Annotated in this window: 12 protein-coding genes; 10 read left to right on the top strand and 2 right to left on the bottom strand. The window is 72.9% G+C overall.

The genetic code is table 11. The annotated features are described in order from the left end of the window. Nucleotides 1-1,949: TPM domain-containing protein (locus QL985_RS10450; protein WP_290147785.1), on the bottom strand; the 1,949-nt coding region annotated here is incomplete at its 3' end. A 251-nt stretch (nt 1,950-2,200) separates the two neighbouring features. Between QL985_RS10450 and QL985_RS10445 the strand changes: the two genes are divergently transcribed. After that, nucleotides 2,201-3,787 carry a trypsin-like peptidase domain-containing protein gene (locus tag QL985_RS10445; protein ID WP_102613152.1) on the top strand — a complete coding sequence of 529 codons (1,587 nt, stop codon included), beginning with the start codon at nt 2,201-2,203 and terminating at the stop codon, nt 3,785-3,787. A gap of 128 nt (nt 3,788-3,915) precedes the next feature. Here QL985_RS10445 and QL985_RS10440 read toward each other — a convergent pair whose 3' ends face one another. Then, a complete protein-coding gene (locus tag QL985_RS10440; protein WP_039101766.1) occupies nt 3,916-4,380 on the bottom strand; it encodes a tRNA (cytidine(34)-2'-O)-methyltransferase in 465 nt (154 codons plus the stop codon). 105 nt (nt 4,381-4,485) lie between these two features. Here QL985_RS10440 and QL985_RS10435 point away from each other — a divergent pair, with 105 nt between their 5' ends. From QL985_RS10435 to raiA, 9 genes are all read left to right on the top strand, one after another. Continuing rightward, nucleotides 4,486-5,718 carry a cysteine desulfurase family protein gene (locus QL985_RS10435; protein WP_102613151.1) on the top strand — a complete coding sequence of 411 codons (1,233 nt, stop codon included), beginning with the start codon at nt 4,486-4,488 and terminating at the stop codon, nt 5,716-5,718. Nucleotides 5,719-5,802: 84 nt separating this feature from the next. After that, nucleotides 5,803-6,957, top strand: coding sequence for a tRNA 2-thiouridine(34) synthase MnmA (gene mnmA, locus QL985_RS10430; RefSeq protein WP_102613150.1), 1,155 nt, complete (start codon nt 5,803-5,805; stop codon nt 6,955-6,957). Between the two features lie 145 nt (nt 6,958-7,102). Further along, the gene (locus QL985_RS10425) at nt 7,103-7,483 is read left to right on the top strand and encodes a chorismate mutase (RefSeq protein WP_102613254.1); all 381 of its coding nucleotides are present in this window, start codon (nt 7,103-7,105) and stop codon (nt 7,481-7,483) included. Then, nucleotides 7,480-8,502: a hypothetical protein gene (locus QL985_RS10420; RefSeq protein WP_102613149.1), complete on the top strand. Its 1,023-nt coding sequence runs from the start codon at nt 7,480-7,482 to the stop codon at nt 8,500-8,502. The genes QL985_RS10425 and QL985_RS10420 overlap by 4 nt, the downstream gene beginning before the upstream one ends. Nucleotides 8,503-8,589: 87 nt before the next feature. After that, the gene (gene mtrA, locus QL985_RS10415; protein WP_039101770.1) at nt 8,590-9,276 is read left to right on the top strand and encodes an MtrAB system response regulator MtrA; all 687 of its coding nucleotides are present in this window, start codon (nt 8,590-8,592) and stop codon (nt 9,274-9,276) included. Then, a complete protein-coding gene (gene mtrB / locus QL985_RS10410; RefSeq protein ID WP_102613148.1) occupies nt 9,273-11,168 on the top strand; it encodes an MtrAB system histidine kinase MtrB in 1,896 nt (631 codons plus the stop codon). The genes mtrA and mtrB overlap by 4 nt, the downstream gene beginning before the upstream one ends. Further along, entirely contained in the window at nt 11,165-12,907 is a 1,743-nt protein-coding gene (locus QL985_RS10405) for an LpqB family beta-propeller domain-containing protein (RefSeq protein WP_223246042.1), read from the top strand. Before mtrB ends, QL985_RS10405 begins: the two co-directional genes overlap by 4 nt. Before the next feature lie 465 nt (nt 12,908-13,372). Continuing rightward, nucleotides 13,373-14,089: a phosphoribosyltransferase family protein gene (locus tag QL985_RS10400; protein ID WP_102613147.1), complete on the top strand. Its 717-nt coding sequence runs from the start codon at nt 13,373-13,375 to the stop codon at nt 14,087-14,089. A gap of 94 nt (nt 14,090-14,183) precedes the next feature. Then, nucleotides 14,184-14,654, top strand: a 471-nt coding sequence (gene raiA / locus QL985_RS10395; RefSeq protein WP_290147784.1) for a ribosome-associated translation inhibitor RaiA, incomplete at its 3' end; no start/stop codon positions are given.

Raw genomic sequence — 14,654 nt, 5'->3', positions numbered from 1 at the left:
CCTCCGTAGCCGCCGCCCCCGCCGTTGAGGATGCCGCCCAGCAGGATCCCGCCGAGCATCGCACCGCCCATGCCGTTGCTGCGGCGCCCGTAGCCGACTCCGCCGTACCCGGGGCCGCCGTAGCCCATGGGGGAGGTGAACTGGTCCACGTCCTGCTGCGCCGCGCGCTGGGCGGCGTCGGCCAGACGGATGGACTGGTTGGCCTCGTTGAGGGCGCGTTCGGGGTCGGAGTTCTGCAGCTCGTGGGCGATCTCGAGGTGGCGCTCGGCCTCGGCGAGCTCGGTACGGGCCCGCGCTCCCACTCCACCGCGGCGCGCCCACACGTAGTCGGACGCGGTGGTCAGGCTGGCCTGGGCGCTCACCAGGGCGTGGGAGAGCGTCTCCCGTGCGGAGCGGGCGCGGTCGTTCGCGGAGCGGACGTCCTGCAGTCCCTTGTCCAGCTCCGCCTTGGCCTGCGCGAGCCGGCGGGTGGAGCCGATCGGGTCGTAGCGGCCCGTGGCCATCTGCTGCGTGACCGTCTCCAGCACGGAGCGCACGCCGGCGGCGGCGCCCGCGAGCTCGGGGCGGGAGCCCTGCCGCACGAGGCCCTCGGCCTCGGCGACGTCCCGCTGCGCGATGCTCACGGCGTCCTTGAGGGACTCCTCCGCGCGGGCGAGCTCCCGGCGGGCGTTGTCCACGGAGTCGACGAGCCGGGCGGCCTGCCCCTGCGCCTCCTCCGCCGCGCGGATGTCCAGCACGGCCTCGGAGACCTGCCCCGCGTCCAGGTGCTGCTGCGCCCGGGTAGTGGCATCCTCGGCGAACTCGAGCCGCTCCCGCGCCTGCTCGCCGTTGTCGCGGACGGACGCGAGAGCGGCGTCGTCGTACTCGCCGTGCAGCGAGACGAGCTGGGCCTCGACGTCCCGCAGCCGCGGCGCCGTGGCGGCCACCGCGGAGCGGACGCGCTCGAGCGCCTCCGGGGCGCGCGTCTCCAGCTGGCGCAGCCCGGCGAAGTTCTGCTCCTGCTCGGCCAGGGGAGCGCGGGCCTGCCGCGTGCGCTCGATGATCTCCCCGAGCCACGCGCGCTGGTCCGCCTCGCTGTCCGGAATGTGGTCCTCGAGCTTCTGCTGCAGCTCGAACGAGGCGCGCATGTGCTCCTTGGCCCGCGCGAGCGCCTCCTCGAACGGGCGCGTCTGCTCGCTGCCGTACTGCAGCTGCGCGAACGCGAGCTCCTGCTCCGAGTGCTGGATGGCGTTGTCCGCCTCCACGAGCGCGGACCCGGCCTGCTTGTGCAGCTCGGGCAGCGGGACCAGCGGGCGCTGGGGTGCCGCGCCACCGCGTGGGCCCTCGCCCCCGGACGGTCCGCCGGGGCCCGGCTGCCCGCCCTGCGCACGACGCCGCCGCGAGCGCATCACGGTTGCGGCACCCACCCCGGCGGCCGCCACACCGCCCGCCAGCAGCAGGCCGGTCACGGCGCCGCCGGCGCCCGCCCCGCCGAGCTCCCGGTCGATCCCGTCCACGGCGCCCTGGGCGGCAGCGTCCCAGTCTCCGGTGCGCAGCGCGGGCGCGATGTGCTCGTCGTAGATCTTCTGCTGCTCGGACCGCGACAGCGGGCCGGAGGAGTTGGCCACGAAGCGCGCCTGCTTGGACTGCGTGGCCACGGCCAGGACGGCGTCGTTGGTCCCGAAGCCGTTGGTCCTCGCGAACTTCTGGACCCACTCACCGGGGTCCGTGGGATCCGTGAAGGTGTCCACGTACACCACGTAGAGGGTGATGCTGTGCTCGTTCGCCAGCTCCGAGATGTCGTTCTGCAGGCCCGAGGTGTCCCCGAGTGCGCCGCTGGTGTCCACCACGCGCTGGCCGGGATCCACCCGGGAGGGCGGCTCCGCGTGCGCGGCCGGGCCCGCCACCAGGCAGGCGCCCGTGAGCAGAGCGGCGGGAATCGTGCGGTGCCAGGCGGTGCGTGGTGTCATGACCCTCGTTCCGATTGGATGTCAGCCCGGTGGACGTGCGGCGCCCGGTGCGCCCGGGGAAGGTCCCGCCGTCCGGTTCACAGGATACGCGTCGGTGTCAGCGGGGTCACACGCCGGTGGTCCGGGACCCCTCGGCGTTGTCGTGGCACCTTCGCGGAGGACGTCCAGCGCCGCCCCAGTCGAACCGGGCATACTGGTGGTCCGCAACCTGTCGGGCCGGTCACCGGTACCCCGCTCTACGAGGAGAGAATATGGCTGATTCCCACGATCCGCGCACCGGGGGCGATCCCCAGGGACCGGTGCCCCCGTACGGCCAGTACGGCGCGGGCCAGCAGGGCGGTGCCACGAACCCCCAGGACGGTTCGGGGTGGCAGTCCCAGGAGACCCGGCCGATCCCGCCCGCCGGGGCAGAGGGCTCCCCCCAGTACGGCGGCGCCTCGTACGACGGCGCGCCCGCCGACGGCCACTACGGGAGCGGACCGTACGACGGCGCGGGGTACAGCGGCGCAGCGTACAGCGGCGGGGGGTACGACGACGGCTCCGGGGCCGGCTACCCGCCCGCGGCAGGGGGGTCGGGATGGGACGGGCAGGAAGGCGGTGCCTATCCCGCCCAGGACGGGGCGGCGGCACCGAAGCGGAAGTTCTCCGGAGGGACCATGATCGCCGGGATGGCCCTCGCCGGGCTGCTCGGTGCGGGTGTGGCGGTCGGTGCCGGTGCGGTGGGGGACAACAACGCCACCGGCGGCACCAGCAGCTCGCCCGTGATCGTCAACGACACCGAGTCCGTCAACGAGATCACCGCCGCCACCCAGAAGGCCTCCCCGTCCGTGGTCACGATCTCCGCGGCGTCCGGCAACGAGGCCGGCACGGGCTCGGGCGTGCTGCTGGACGACCAGGGCCACGTGCTGACCAACACCCACGTGGTCACCCTGGACGGTGCCGCCTCGGACGCCAAGATCGAGGTGCAGGCCGCTGACGGCTCCGTGCGCAAGGCTACCGTGGTGGGCACCGACCCCGAGTCCGACCTCGCGGTCATCAAGATCGACCCCAGCGGTCTGACCCCCGCGGTGCTCGGGGACTCGGACAAGCTCAACGTGGGAGACGCCGCGATCGCCATCGGTGCGCCGCTGGGACTGAGCGGGACCGTCACGGACGGCATCGTCTCCACGCTCAACCGAACCATCGCCGTGGCGTCCTCGGCCGCCGAGGACACCCCGGACGACTCCCAGCAGAGCCCGGGCGGTCCGCAGGACTTCTTCTTCAACTTCCCGGACAACGGGCAGTCCGGCTCGCAGTCCGCCAAGTCCAGCGTGTACCTGAACGTGATCCAGACGGACGCGGCCATCAACCCCGGCAACTCCGGTGGCGCGCTCGTGAACTCCGCCGGTGAGGTGATCGGCATCAACGTAGCGATCGCCTCCGCGGGAGGTTCCTCGGGCGAGTCATCGGCGTCCGGCAACATCGGCGTGGGCTTCTCGATCCCGTCCAACACCGCCAAGCGCGTGGCGGACGAGATCATCAAGGACGGCAAGGCCACGCACGGCTACCTGGGCGCCTCGGTCTCCCCGTACGTGCCCTCCGGCAGCTCCTCGGACCAGTTCTCCTCCGGCGCCAAGGTGCGCTCGGTGGAGTCCGGATCTCCCGCCGCGGACGCTGGGCTGAAGCCCGACGACGTGATCACGTCCTTCAACGGCAAGCCGATCACGGACGCGGACGCCCTCACGGCAGGGGTGCGCGAGCTCGCCGCGGGCTCGGAGGCCGAGGTCGTCTTCAAGCGCGGCAACGACGAGCAGAAGGCCACCGTGACCGTGGGCAACGCCGCGGACCAGAAGAAGTAGCCGCGTCCCTGCGGTGACGGGCCGGCAGCCACCGGTCCGTCACCGCAGGGGCCGCGTCACATCAGGTGCCACGCCAGGGACGGTGCGCGGCGGCAGGGAACGGGCCGGGCGGCGTCGTCCCCCGTGGATCACACCCCGTCCGGGAAGCCCAGCTGGCGCCACGCCTCGTAGAGGGCGATCGAGGCCGAGTTTGCGAGGTTCAGGGAGCGGCGCCCCGCCAGCATGGGGATCCGCACCCGCTCGTGGACGCGCTCGTCCGCGAGCACCTCGTTCGGCAGTCCCGTGGACTCGCGTCCGAACAGCAGGACGTCCCCGTCCCGGTAGGCCACGTCCGTGTGGCGCGTGCTCGAGTGGGACGTGAACGCGAAGACCCGCGCGTCGCCGAGGGCGTCCCACAGTGCCTCGACCGTGGGGTGGACGTCCATCACCGCGAGGTCGTGGTAGTCCAGGCCCGCGCGGCGCAGGTTGGCGTGGTCGAAGTTGAAGCCGAGCGGCTCCACGAGGTGCAGACGGGCCCCCGTGCACGCGGCGAGCCGGATGGCGTTGCCGGTGTTGCCGGGGATCTCGGGGGTGTGGAAGACGAAGTGGAGCATGGCTGCGAGTCTAGGCCCCGTCTGCGCCCCGCACGCGGCGGTCCCGGCCCCCTGAGGATGCCTGACCGGCCGTGGGCGGCGCGGCGCCGGTCGTAGGATGGGCCCATGCCCACACCCCGCGTCTACATGGACCACGCCGCCACCACGGACATGCTGCCGGAGGCCGTGGAGGCCTACTTGGAGCAGGCCAGGCGGGGCGGCAACCCCGCGTCCCTGCACTCCGGCGGGCGGTCCGCGCGCATGGCGCTGGAGACGGGGCGGGACGCCGTCGCGGCCGCCCTGAACGCGGAACCTGTGGAGATCATCCTCACCTCCGGGGGCACCGAAGCCGACAACATGGCGGTGCTCGGCCTGTTCCGCGCCGCCCGTGAGGCGGACCCACGACGCACCGTGATCGTCCTGTCCGCCGTGGAGCACCACGCCGTGTCCGAGGCCGCGGAGTGGCTCGCGGCGCACGAGGGCGCGGAGCTGGTCTGGCTCGACGTCGACGCCACGGGACGTGTGGACCCCGGGCAGCTCGAACGGCTGCTGGCCGAGCGCGCGGCGGAGGTTGCGCTGGTCACCGTGATGTGGGCCAACAACGAGGTGGGGACGGTGCAGCCGGTGGCCGAGCTGGCCGCCCTGTGCGACGCCGCCGGGGTGCCCTTCCACGTGGACGCGGTCCAGGCGTTCTGCGCCGTTCCCGTGGACGCCCACCTGCCCGGGATCAGCACGCTCGCGGTCTCCGCGCACAAGCTCGGCGGGCCCATGGGGGTGGGCGCCCTCTACGCGCCGCGCACCGTGCGTCTCGCCGCCACGAGCTTCGGCGGCGGACAGGAGCGCAGCGTCCGCTCGGGCACCGTCAACGCCGCCGGCGCGGCGGCCTTCGGCGCGGCCGTGGAGGCCGCGCAGCGCGGGTTCCGGGACGAGTTCCTGCGCCGGGCCACCCTGCGCGACGCCCTCGTGGCGGGCATCCGGGAACGCGTCCCCGAGGCGGTGCTGCGCGGACCAGAGCCCGGCAGCCCGGCCGAGGAGTGGGAGCACCCCACCCGGCTGCCCGGCAACGCACACGTCACGTTCCCCGGGTGCGAGGGCGACTCCATGCTGTTCCTGTTCGACGCCGCCGGGGTGGCCCTGTCCACCGGCTCGGCGTGCAGCGCCGGGGTGCCCCGGGCCTCGCACGTGCTGCTCGCCATGGGCGTGGACGAGCAGACCGCCCGCGGGGCGCAGCGCTTCTCCCTGGGCCACTCCAGCACGTCGCAGGACGTGGACACCGTCCTCGACGCCCTCGTGGACGTCCACGCCCGGGCCCGCGCGGCAGGGCTGTCCGGACACGTGCCGGCGTCCTTCACGTCCTGAGCCGCTGCGCCGCGGGGAATAGCCGCCCCGGGGTGCGGGTTGTTAAGGCGTCTCGTCCAACCACAACCTTCCGAAGGGGACCCCGTGCGCGTTCTGGCAGCAATGAGTGGCGGTGTGGACTCCGCGGTGGCCGCGGCCCGTGCGGTGGACGCCGGGCACGACGTCACGGGTGTGCACCTCGCCCTGTCCCGGACCCCGGGCACGCTGCGCACGGGCGCTCGCGGCTGCTGCACCATCGAGGACTCCCGGGACGCGTGGCGCGCGGCGGAGAAGCTCGGCATCCCGTACTACGTGTGGGACTTCTCCGAGCGCTTCCAGGCGGACGTCGTGGACGACTTCGTGGCCGAGTACGCCGCCGGACGCACCCCCAACCCGTGCATGCGCTGCAACGAGAAGATCAAGTTCGCGGCACTGCTGGAGAAGGCCCTGGCGCTCGGCTTCGACGCCGTGTGCACCGGCCACTACGCGAAGGTCGTGGAGGACGCGGACGGCCACAAGGAGCTGCACCGCGCCGCGGACTGGGCCAAGGACCAGTCCTACGTGCTGGGCGTGCTCACCGCCGAGCAGCTCGAGCACGCGATCTTCCCCCTCGCCGAGACCCCCTCCAAGGCGCAGGTGCGCGCGGAGGCGGAGGAGCGCGGGCTGTCCGTGGCCACGAAGCCCGACTCCCACGACATCTGCTTCATCCCGGACGGGGACACCCGCGGCTGGCTCGCGGAGCACATGGATCTGGACCCCGGGCGGATCGTGGACACCGAGGGCAACGAGCTCGGGGAGCACCGGGGTGCGCAGGCCTACACCGTGGGTCAGCGCCGCGGCCTGCACATCGGCCGCCCGGCTCCGGACGGCAAGCCGCGGTTCGTGCTGGAGATCCGCCCCAAGGCCAACGAGGTGGTGGTGGGTCCCGAGCAGCTGCTCGCGATCGACGTCATGGAGGGCATCCGTCCCTCCTGGGCCGGGCTGCCCCCGCGGGAGGTCGCGGCACTCGGCGACGACCCCGAGGCCCGTTCCGAGGAGTTCGAGGTGACCGTGCAGGTCCGCGCCCACGGGGATCCCGCACCGGCCCGCGCGTGGCTCACGCGTTCCGAGGGAACCCCGCGGCTGCACGTCCGTCTGGACACGGCCCAGCGCGGTGTGGCCCCGGGTCAGACCATGGTGCTCTACCAGGGCACCCGCGTGCTCGGCCAGGCCACGATCGACGCCGCGTTCGCGGACCGCGCCCACCACGCGTCCGTCTGAGCGGAGTCCGTTCACCGCCGGCGGGGCGGTCACGACGACGCCGCGGGGCTGTGTGCCAGGGCTCGCCCGCCCTCCGGGGCGGGTGCCGGGTGCCCAGCGAAGAGCGCGCGGGGTCGGGTCCGCGACCCCGTTTAGAGTGGTGGTCATGAGTTCCGCGACCGATCCCGCAGACCACGCACCCCTCGATCCCGCCGCGGGCGGGGCGGGGCTCGGTGACACCGCGTCCGCCCGGCAGCGGCTGGACGCGATCCGGGGCACGATCGACAACATCGACGCCGCGCTGATCCACCTGCTCGCCGAGCGCTTCAAGGCCACCCAGCGGGTGGGCACGCTCAAGGCGGAGAACGACATGCCGCCCTCGGACCCGGAGCGGGAGAAGGCCCAGATCGAGCGGCTGCGCAGTCTGGCGGTGGCCGCCCACCTGGATCCCGAGTTCGCGGAGAAGTTCCTGAACTTCATCATCAGCGAGGTCATCCGCCACCACGAGGCCATCTCCGAGGACCACCAGCGCGGAACGGACGCATGAGCGGGTTCGCCACGGACGCCGTCACCGCCACCCTGACCCGGCCCCTGCGCGGCACGGACCTCGTGGAGACGTTCACGGTGCTGCGGGGCGAGCTCGGGGCCCCGCACCGCGCGGCCGTCCCTCTTCTACCGGACCGCGGGCCGCACGCGGAGCTCGCGGCGCGCACGTGCGCGGTCCTGGAGTCCCTGCACGCGGACCGGCAGCCGCACGGCTGGCGCGTGACCGGCGTCGCCGGGGACGACTCCCGCCAGGCCCGCGGACTGCTCGCGAGCGACCTCAACGCGGTGGCCGACGTGCTCGGTGCGGAGTCCGGGGCGGACTCCGCACCCGTGGTGCTCACCCTCCTGGGGCCGGTGTCGCTCGCGGCCACCGTCCACGTGCGCAACGGTGAGAAGCTGCAGTCGGACCCCGGGGCGCGGCGCGACCTGACGGAGTCCTGGTGCGCGGGGATTGCTGGTCTGATGGCTGCGCTCCGGCGCAACACCGACGGCCGCGGCGCGGTGCTCGTGCTCTCGGAACCCGAGCTGGACAGGGTTCTGGAGGGCACCATCCCCACCGCGAGCGGCTACCGGACCCTGCGTGCCGTGCCCCGCCCGGAGGTCCGGGCCGCCCTGACCGCGGCGGTCGGCGCGTGCCGTGACGCTGGCGCCGCGTCGGTCGTGCTCGACGCCGGAGCGGCCGGCGTGCACTGGGCACCCCGCTGCGGTGCCGACACCGTGGTGGTGCCCCTTCCCTCGGGGAGCACGCGGGAGTGGGAGCCCCTGGCGGGCCTGCGCGAGGCGGGACTGCGGCTGTGCTTCGACGCCGCGGGGACAGCCGCACCGACCCCGGCGCGCGCCGTCGTCGATCGGCTGCTCGGTCCGTGGCACGAGCTGGGCATGGAACCGGCGGCTCTGCTGGGAACCATCCTGGCGCCGTCGTCCCGGATCAGTGAACTGGCGCCCCCGCAGCTGCCCGACGCGCTGCGGCGGGTGACCGGGGCGTGCGGCGCGCTCACGGAGGCGTGCAACGAGGGTTGACCCCGCTCAGGCCGTAGAATCGGCACACAGGACGCGGGTCGTCGGCCGCGGCCGACCCCGGAGCAGGAACGAGGGCGAAGGCAGGCCATGAAGGCGAGAATTCTGGTGGTGGACGACGACGCCGCGCTGTCCGAGATGATCGGCATCATCCTGGCGTCGGAGGACTTCGAGCCGGTGTACTGCTACGACGGTTCGAGCGCCCGTGAGGTCTTCCGCTCGTCGGAGCCGGACCTGATCCTCCTCGACCTGATGCTCCCCGGAATGGACGGCATCCAGGTGTGCCAGCAGATCCGCGCGGAGTCGGACGTGCCCATCGTGATGCTCACCGCCAAGTCCGACACCGCGGACGTGGTGCGCGGGCTCGAGGCCGGCGCGGACGACTACGTCCCCAAACCCTTCAAGCCCGCCGAGCTCGTGGCGCGGGTCAAGGCGCGGCTGCGTCCCATGGACCGCGGGGCCACCCAGGAGATCACGCTCGGCGACATCGTCATCGACGTCACCGGCCACACCGTGACCCGGGGCGGGGAGGAGATCTCCCTGACGCCGCTGGAGTTCGACCTGCTCGCCACCCTCGCGCGCTCGCCGCACCAGGTCTTCAGCCGCGACGAGCTGCTGCGGGACGTGTGGGGTTACCCCCACGCGGCGGACAACCGGCTGGTCAACGTGCACGTGCAGCGGCTGCGCTCCAAGGTGGAGCGCGACCCCGAGAACCCCGAGGTGGTGCTCACGGTGCGCGGCATCGGGTACAAGGCCGGCGGGCACCCGCATAAATGACGGCGAGCGCAGCACCGCCGGCGTCGACCCCGGCACCGCGCCGCCGCCCCAAGAGGTTCCGCAGGATCCGCCTGGGGCGCCGCGTGCTGTTCCGCCGCTGGCGGCAGTCGTTGCAGTTCCGCGCCATCGCGATCGCCCTCACGCTGACCTCCGTGGCGTTCCTCGCCACGGGCAGCTTCCTCTCCCACCAGATTGCGGACCGGCTGTTCACGGACCGGCTGAACCAGGTGCTCGAGGAGGCGCGCACGGACATCAGCGTGGCCCAGGCGAGCTTCGACGCCTCGGACGCCTCGGACCGCACCGAGGTGCAGGCGCTGATCAACTCGACCATGGGGAGCCTGAGCCAGGACACGGACGCCGCCGACCACCGGTGGATCCTGATCCCCCTGGACCAGGGCTCGGGGCAGTCCTTCGTGGGGGTCCAGGCGGAGAGCTCCTGGATGACCTCGGCCACCGTTCCGCAGCAGCTGCAGCAGCGCGTGGCCAACGCGGACGGCACCTACTGGCAGCCGGCCTCGGCCCGGATGACGGAGAACGGTGCCGAGCAGCCCGTCATCGTGGTGGGGGACGTGGTGCAGCTGAACCAGAACTCGCGCTACGGGCTGTACTTCGTGTACGACTTCTCGGATCCGCAGGCCACGCTGGACTCGATCCACGCGGTGCTGCTGCTGTCCATGGTGGCGCTGCTGCTGCTCGTGGGCACCATCGTCTGGTACGTCACCCGTGAGGTGGTCCGCCCCGTGTCCAACACGGCGCGGGTGTCCCAACGGCTGTCCGAGGGAGACCTCGACGTGCGCATGCAGGTGCGGGGGGCCAACGAGGTGGCGCAGCTGAGCCGCTCCTTCAACCGCATGGCGGACTCCATCCAGACCCAGATCACGCAGCTGGAGCAGCTGTCCTCGATGCAGCAGACCTTCGTCTCGGACGTCTCCCACGAGCTGCGCACGCCCCTGACCACCGTGAAGATGGCCGCGGAGGTGCTCTACAACGCCCGCGAGGACTTCGACCCCGTCAACCGCCGCTCCGCTGAGCTGCTGCACAACCAGGTGGACCGGTTCGACTCCATGCTCTCGGACCTGCTCGAGATCTCCCGCTTCGACGCCGGCGCCGCCCGCCTGGACATGGCCTCCACCGACATCTTCTCCGTCATCTACGACGTGGTGGAGGCCGCGGCCCCCATCGTGCTGCGGTCCGGCTCCGAGCTCACCGTGCGTTCCACCCTCACCCGGTGCGTGGTGCAGATGGACCAGCGCCGCATCGACCGGATCCTACGCAACCTGGTGACCAACGCCCTGGAGCACGGGGAGAGCCGACCCGTGGACATCTACGTGGCCGCCAATGAGAACTGCGTGGCTGTCGCGGTGCGGGACCACGGCATCGGGATGACCGAGGAGCAGACCGCGAAGGTGTTCAACAGGTTCTGGCGCGGGGACCCCGCGCGGGCGCGCACCGTGGGCGGCACCGGTCTGGGGCTCGCGATCGCCACGGAGGACACCCGGCTGCACGGCGGCCGGCTGGAGGTGTGGGCCGAGCCCGACAACGGGGCGTGCTTCCGGCTCACGCTGCCGCTGCTGCGCACCCAGCCCCTGGACCCCGAGCTGGCCAACCCGCTGGACATGCCGCCCGCCGAGAGCTTCACCGAGTCCACCGCCCGGGTCACCGACACGGGATCGCTGCAGCTGACGGCCCCGGCCGTGCAGCCCGCCATGGAGCCGGACACGGGGCAGATGCTGATCGCGTTCCCGCCGGCACCGGGGGCCGGCTCCGGGGGCGAGCGGGCGACGTCGTCCGACGCCGGGAGCACGCCGGACGAGAACGGTGGCCGGACCGAGGACGGGCCACGGAGCGGATCCACGGCGGCTGGCCGCAGCGACGGGACGGAGAAACCATGAACCACGGGTGGACCACACCCCGGCGCCCGGACACCGTGGGCGGCACCACGCGCCGTCGACGGTGCGCCGCAGCCGCCCTCGCCGTGGGGCTCTCGCTGACGCTGTCCGCGTGCGGGGCCATGCCCCGTTCCGGGCCTGTGCACAAGGTGGTGGAACCCACCGAGCAGTCCCAACAGAGCGCCATGGCGTACAACCCGCAGGCCCCGCGGCCCGGTGCGTCCGCCCAGGAGGTCGTGGAGGGCTTCCTGGCGGCGGGCGTGGGGGCGCAGGACGACTACTCGGTCGCCCGCCAGTACCTCACGCCGCAGCTGGCGACCACGTGGAAGCCGGACGCCCGGGTGCTGATCCACTCGGGTGAGCCCACCACGGTGCCGCGGCTGAACGAGGGCGAGTTCCGCACCACGATCGAAGTGGGTGCCGTCCTGGACTCCGAGGGGGTGCGCACGGCTCAGCCCCGGGGGAGCACGCGCGTGCTGGACTTCGCGCTGACCTCGGTGGACGGTCAGTGGCGCATCTCCCAGGCCCCGGACGGCGTGATCATCCCGGACACGGACTTCGCGCAGATCTTCTCGCCCGTGCACCTGTACTTCTACTCGGCCAACGACAGCACCACCCTGGTCCCCGATCCGCGCTGGTTCGCCAAGCGGCCCACGGCGTCCACGGCCGCGGTGCGCGCGCTGCTGAGCGGGCCCGCGTCCAACCTCGAGGACGCTGTGTCCAGCGCGCTCCCGCAGAGCGCCACCCTGTCCAAGTCCTCGGTTCCCGTGTCCGGTGGGACCGCGGCGGTGGACCTCAGCATGTCCGGTTTCGATCCCGCGGACGTGGAGCAGGCCCGCCGGATGGACCAGCAGCTGCGCGCCACCCTGCAGTCCGTGCCGTCCGTGGAGGACGTGGACCTCACGGTCAACGACGCGCCCGTGGACACCTCGGGGCGGGAGGGGGCAGACCCCACGCGGTCCGTGACCGTGCCCAACCGCCAGGTCGGCGTCTCGGACAACCAGCTGGCGTTCTACCAGGGAGGACAGACGGAGCTCGTCCCCGGTCTCTCCCTGCCGGACGGGGCCAAGGTCACCAAGCCGGGGATGGACACCGAGGCCTCGACCTTCGGGTTCGTGGATGCCGCGAGCGGCGCGATGTACACGGTGTCCTCCGGCGAGCAGGCGCAGCGTCGCTGGACGGGCACCGCGCTCACCCGCCCCAGCTTCGACCGGCAGGGCTGGGTCTGGGGATCCGACCGCTCCGGCACGGTCCACGCTGCGCCGGCAGCCGCGGAAGGCTCCGGGCGCACCGTCGGAGCAGACTGGTTGAAGGACCAGCACGTCGCGTCACTGCGCATCTCCAGGGAGGGCAACCGCGCCCTGGTGGTCACCACGGACGAGTCCGCCCAGCGCTCCACGCTGTGGGTCTCAGGCGTGGTGCGTGATGACTCCGGCCGGCCGGTGGAGCTGGAGAAGGGCAACGCCGTGGCGGCGGACGTGGACGTGAACACGGCGCAGTGGATCGGCTCGGACGAGTTCGTGACCACGGCGCTGAACCAGGACAGCAACGCCCAGCCCCGCCGGTACTCGGTGTCGGGGACCTACGAGGACCTGCCCTCCCTCACCGGCGTCACGTCCATCACGGGCGGCAACGGACCTGCCGCCGTCTACGGCGCCTCGGACGGCAAGCTCTACATGCTGACCGGCAGCTCGTGGGCGCTGCAGAGCGAGGACGTCACGGACACCTCCTTCGCGGGGTGACCGCGCCGGGGCCCGGGACACCACCGGCACCACCGTGCGCTGGGCACTGCCCAGTGCCGGTCCGGGCTGGTGGTTCCGGAACCCTCGGGCTGGACTGGACGGATGACAGCCGACCGCACTGGACCACCGCCGCGCTCTGCCGCGGTCCCACTCCCGGCACCCGGGCCTCACCCCGGCTCCCCGAGCCGAGGGCAGTACCGGCCCCCGGGCACCGCCCCGGTGCGTGCTCCGCGTCCAGCGCCACCGCCGGGCACCCATGGTCTGCAGGGCACCACTGCCGCGCACGGCCACGGTCTTCCGCCGGTTCCCGTCCCGCTCCGCCACCCCGCGCCACCACGGCCGGACGCCGACGCCGCCCGGCCAGGTTCGTGGGGCGGGGCCGTCACACCGCAGTGGTTCACCGCCGGCACCCGGGCGCGCTGGGACCGCGCGGCCGCCCGCCTCGGCGACTGGTGTGCACAGGCCGTGGAACTGTTCCTCCCCGTCTCGTGCGCGGTGTGCGGGGAGCCCGGTCGTACGCTGTGCCGCCCGTGCCGTCTCGTGCTGCGCCGCTGCACCGCCACCCCCGGGCAGGTCACCGCGCCGGAGGTGCTGCGGGACCGGGGAGTCAGCGTCTTCGCGGCGGGGGAGTACGAGCACGAGCTCGCGGCGTGCCTGCTGGCGTACAAGAACGGTGGTCGCACCGATCTGGCCCCCGTCCTCGGGGTCGTGCTCGGGGCTGTCCTCGCCGCCGCGGCGCGGGACGTGAGGGAGCACGGCCGCGGCCCGCTGCTGTGGGTGCCCGTGCCCACGAGCGCCCGCGCGCGTCGTCGTCGGTGGTTCGACCCCGTGGCCTGCCTGCTCCACGCCGCCGCGCTGCCTCCCGGAACTCGCGTGCACCACGCGCTGCGCCACAGGGGAGGCACGGTTCGCGGCGCGCAAGGTCCGCAGAAGGGCAGGGGGAGGAGGCAGCGGGTGCGGGCCGTGAGGGGGTCGATGCGCGCCCAGGACGTGCGGGGACGCACCTGCGTGGTCGTGGACGACGTCCTCACCACGGGGGCCACCATGGCGGAAGCCGTCCGGTGCCTCACCAGGGCCGGCGCCCACGTGCCCGCGGTGGTCACGATCGCCGGGGTGCGGGCCGGGCGTTCACCCCGGGAGAACTCCCAGACGTCGGACCCTGTTGTCCGTGAATTTCCCTGAGGTTTCATCTAGCGTTGGACCACGGGAAGCAATGAAGGTGTCCCGTGTGGGAGAGCAGCACATCCCGCGCCATCCTCAAGATGTGGAGGGTCTCATGGAACTGAACATCCAGGGCCGCAACGTCACTTTGCCGGACCGATTCAAGGAGTACGCCGAGGAGAAGAGCGAGCGTTTCCAGCAGCTCGGCGACAAGGTCCAATCCATCGAGGTCAAAGTCACCAAGGACAACGGTGCCTCCGGCCACCAGGGCATGCGCGTGGAGATCACCGTGGTTGGCCGCGGACCGGTGCTGCGGGCGGAGGCCCGCAGCGACGACAAGTTCGCCGCGTTCGACGAGGCGTACGGCAAGCTCGTGGAGCAGCTGCGGCGCGCCCGGGACCGCCGGAAGATCCACCGCGCCGGACACCAGAAGCCGGTCGCGGTGCACGAGGCCACGGGCTCGCTGCCCGTGGTTCCCACCACCGGGTCGTTCACGGGCTTCGAGTCCCCGCAGGCGCTGTCCGCGGCGGAGGACGAGGCCTTCGACACCGAGTACCCCCTGAGCGACACCCCCACCCCCGTGGAG

The organism is Kocuria sp. APC 4018, assembly GCF_030407675.1.
In the GTDB taxonomy this organism is placed as follows: domain Bacteria; phylum Actinomycetota; class Actinomycetes; order Actinomycetales; family Micrococcaceae; genus Kocuria; species Kocuria rhizophila.
This window is presented reverse-complemented; position numbering and strand designations above follow the sequence as displayed.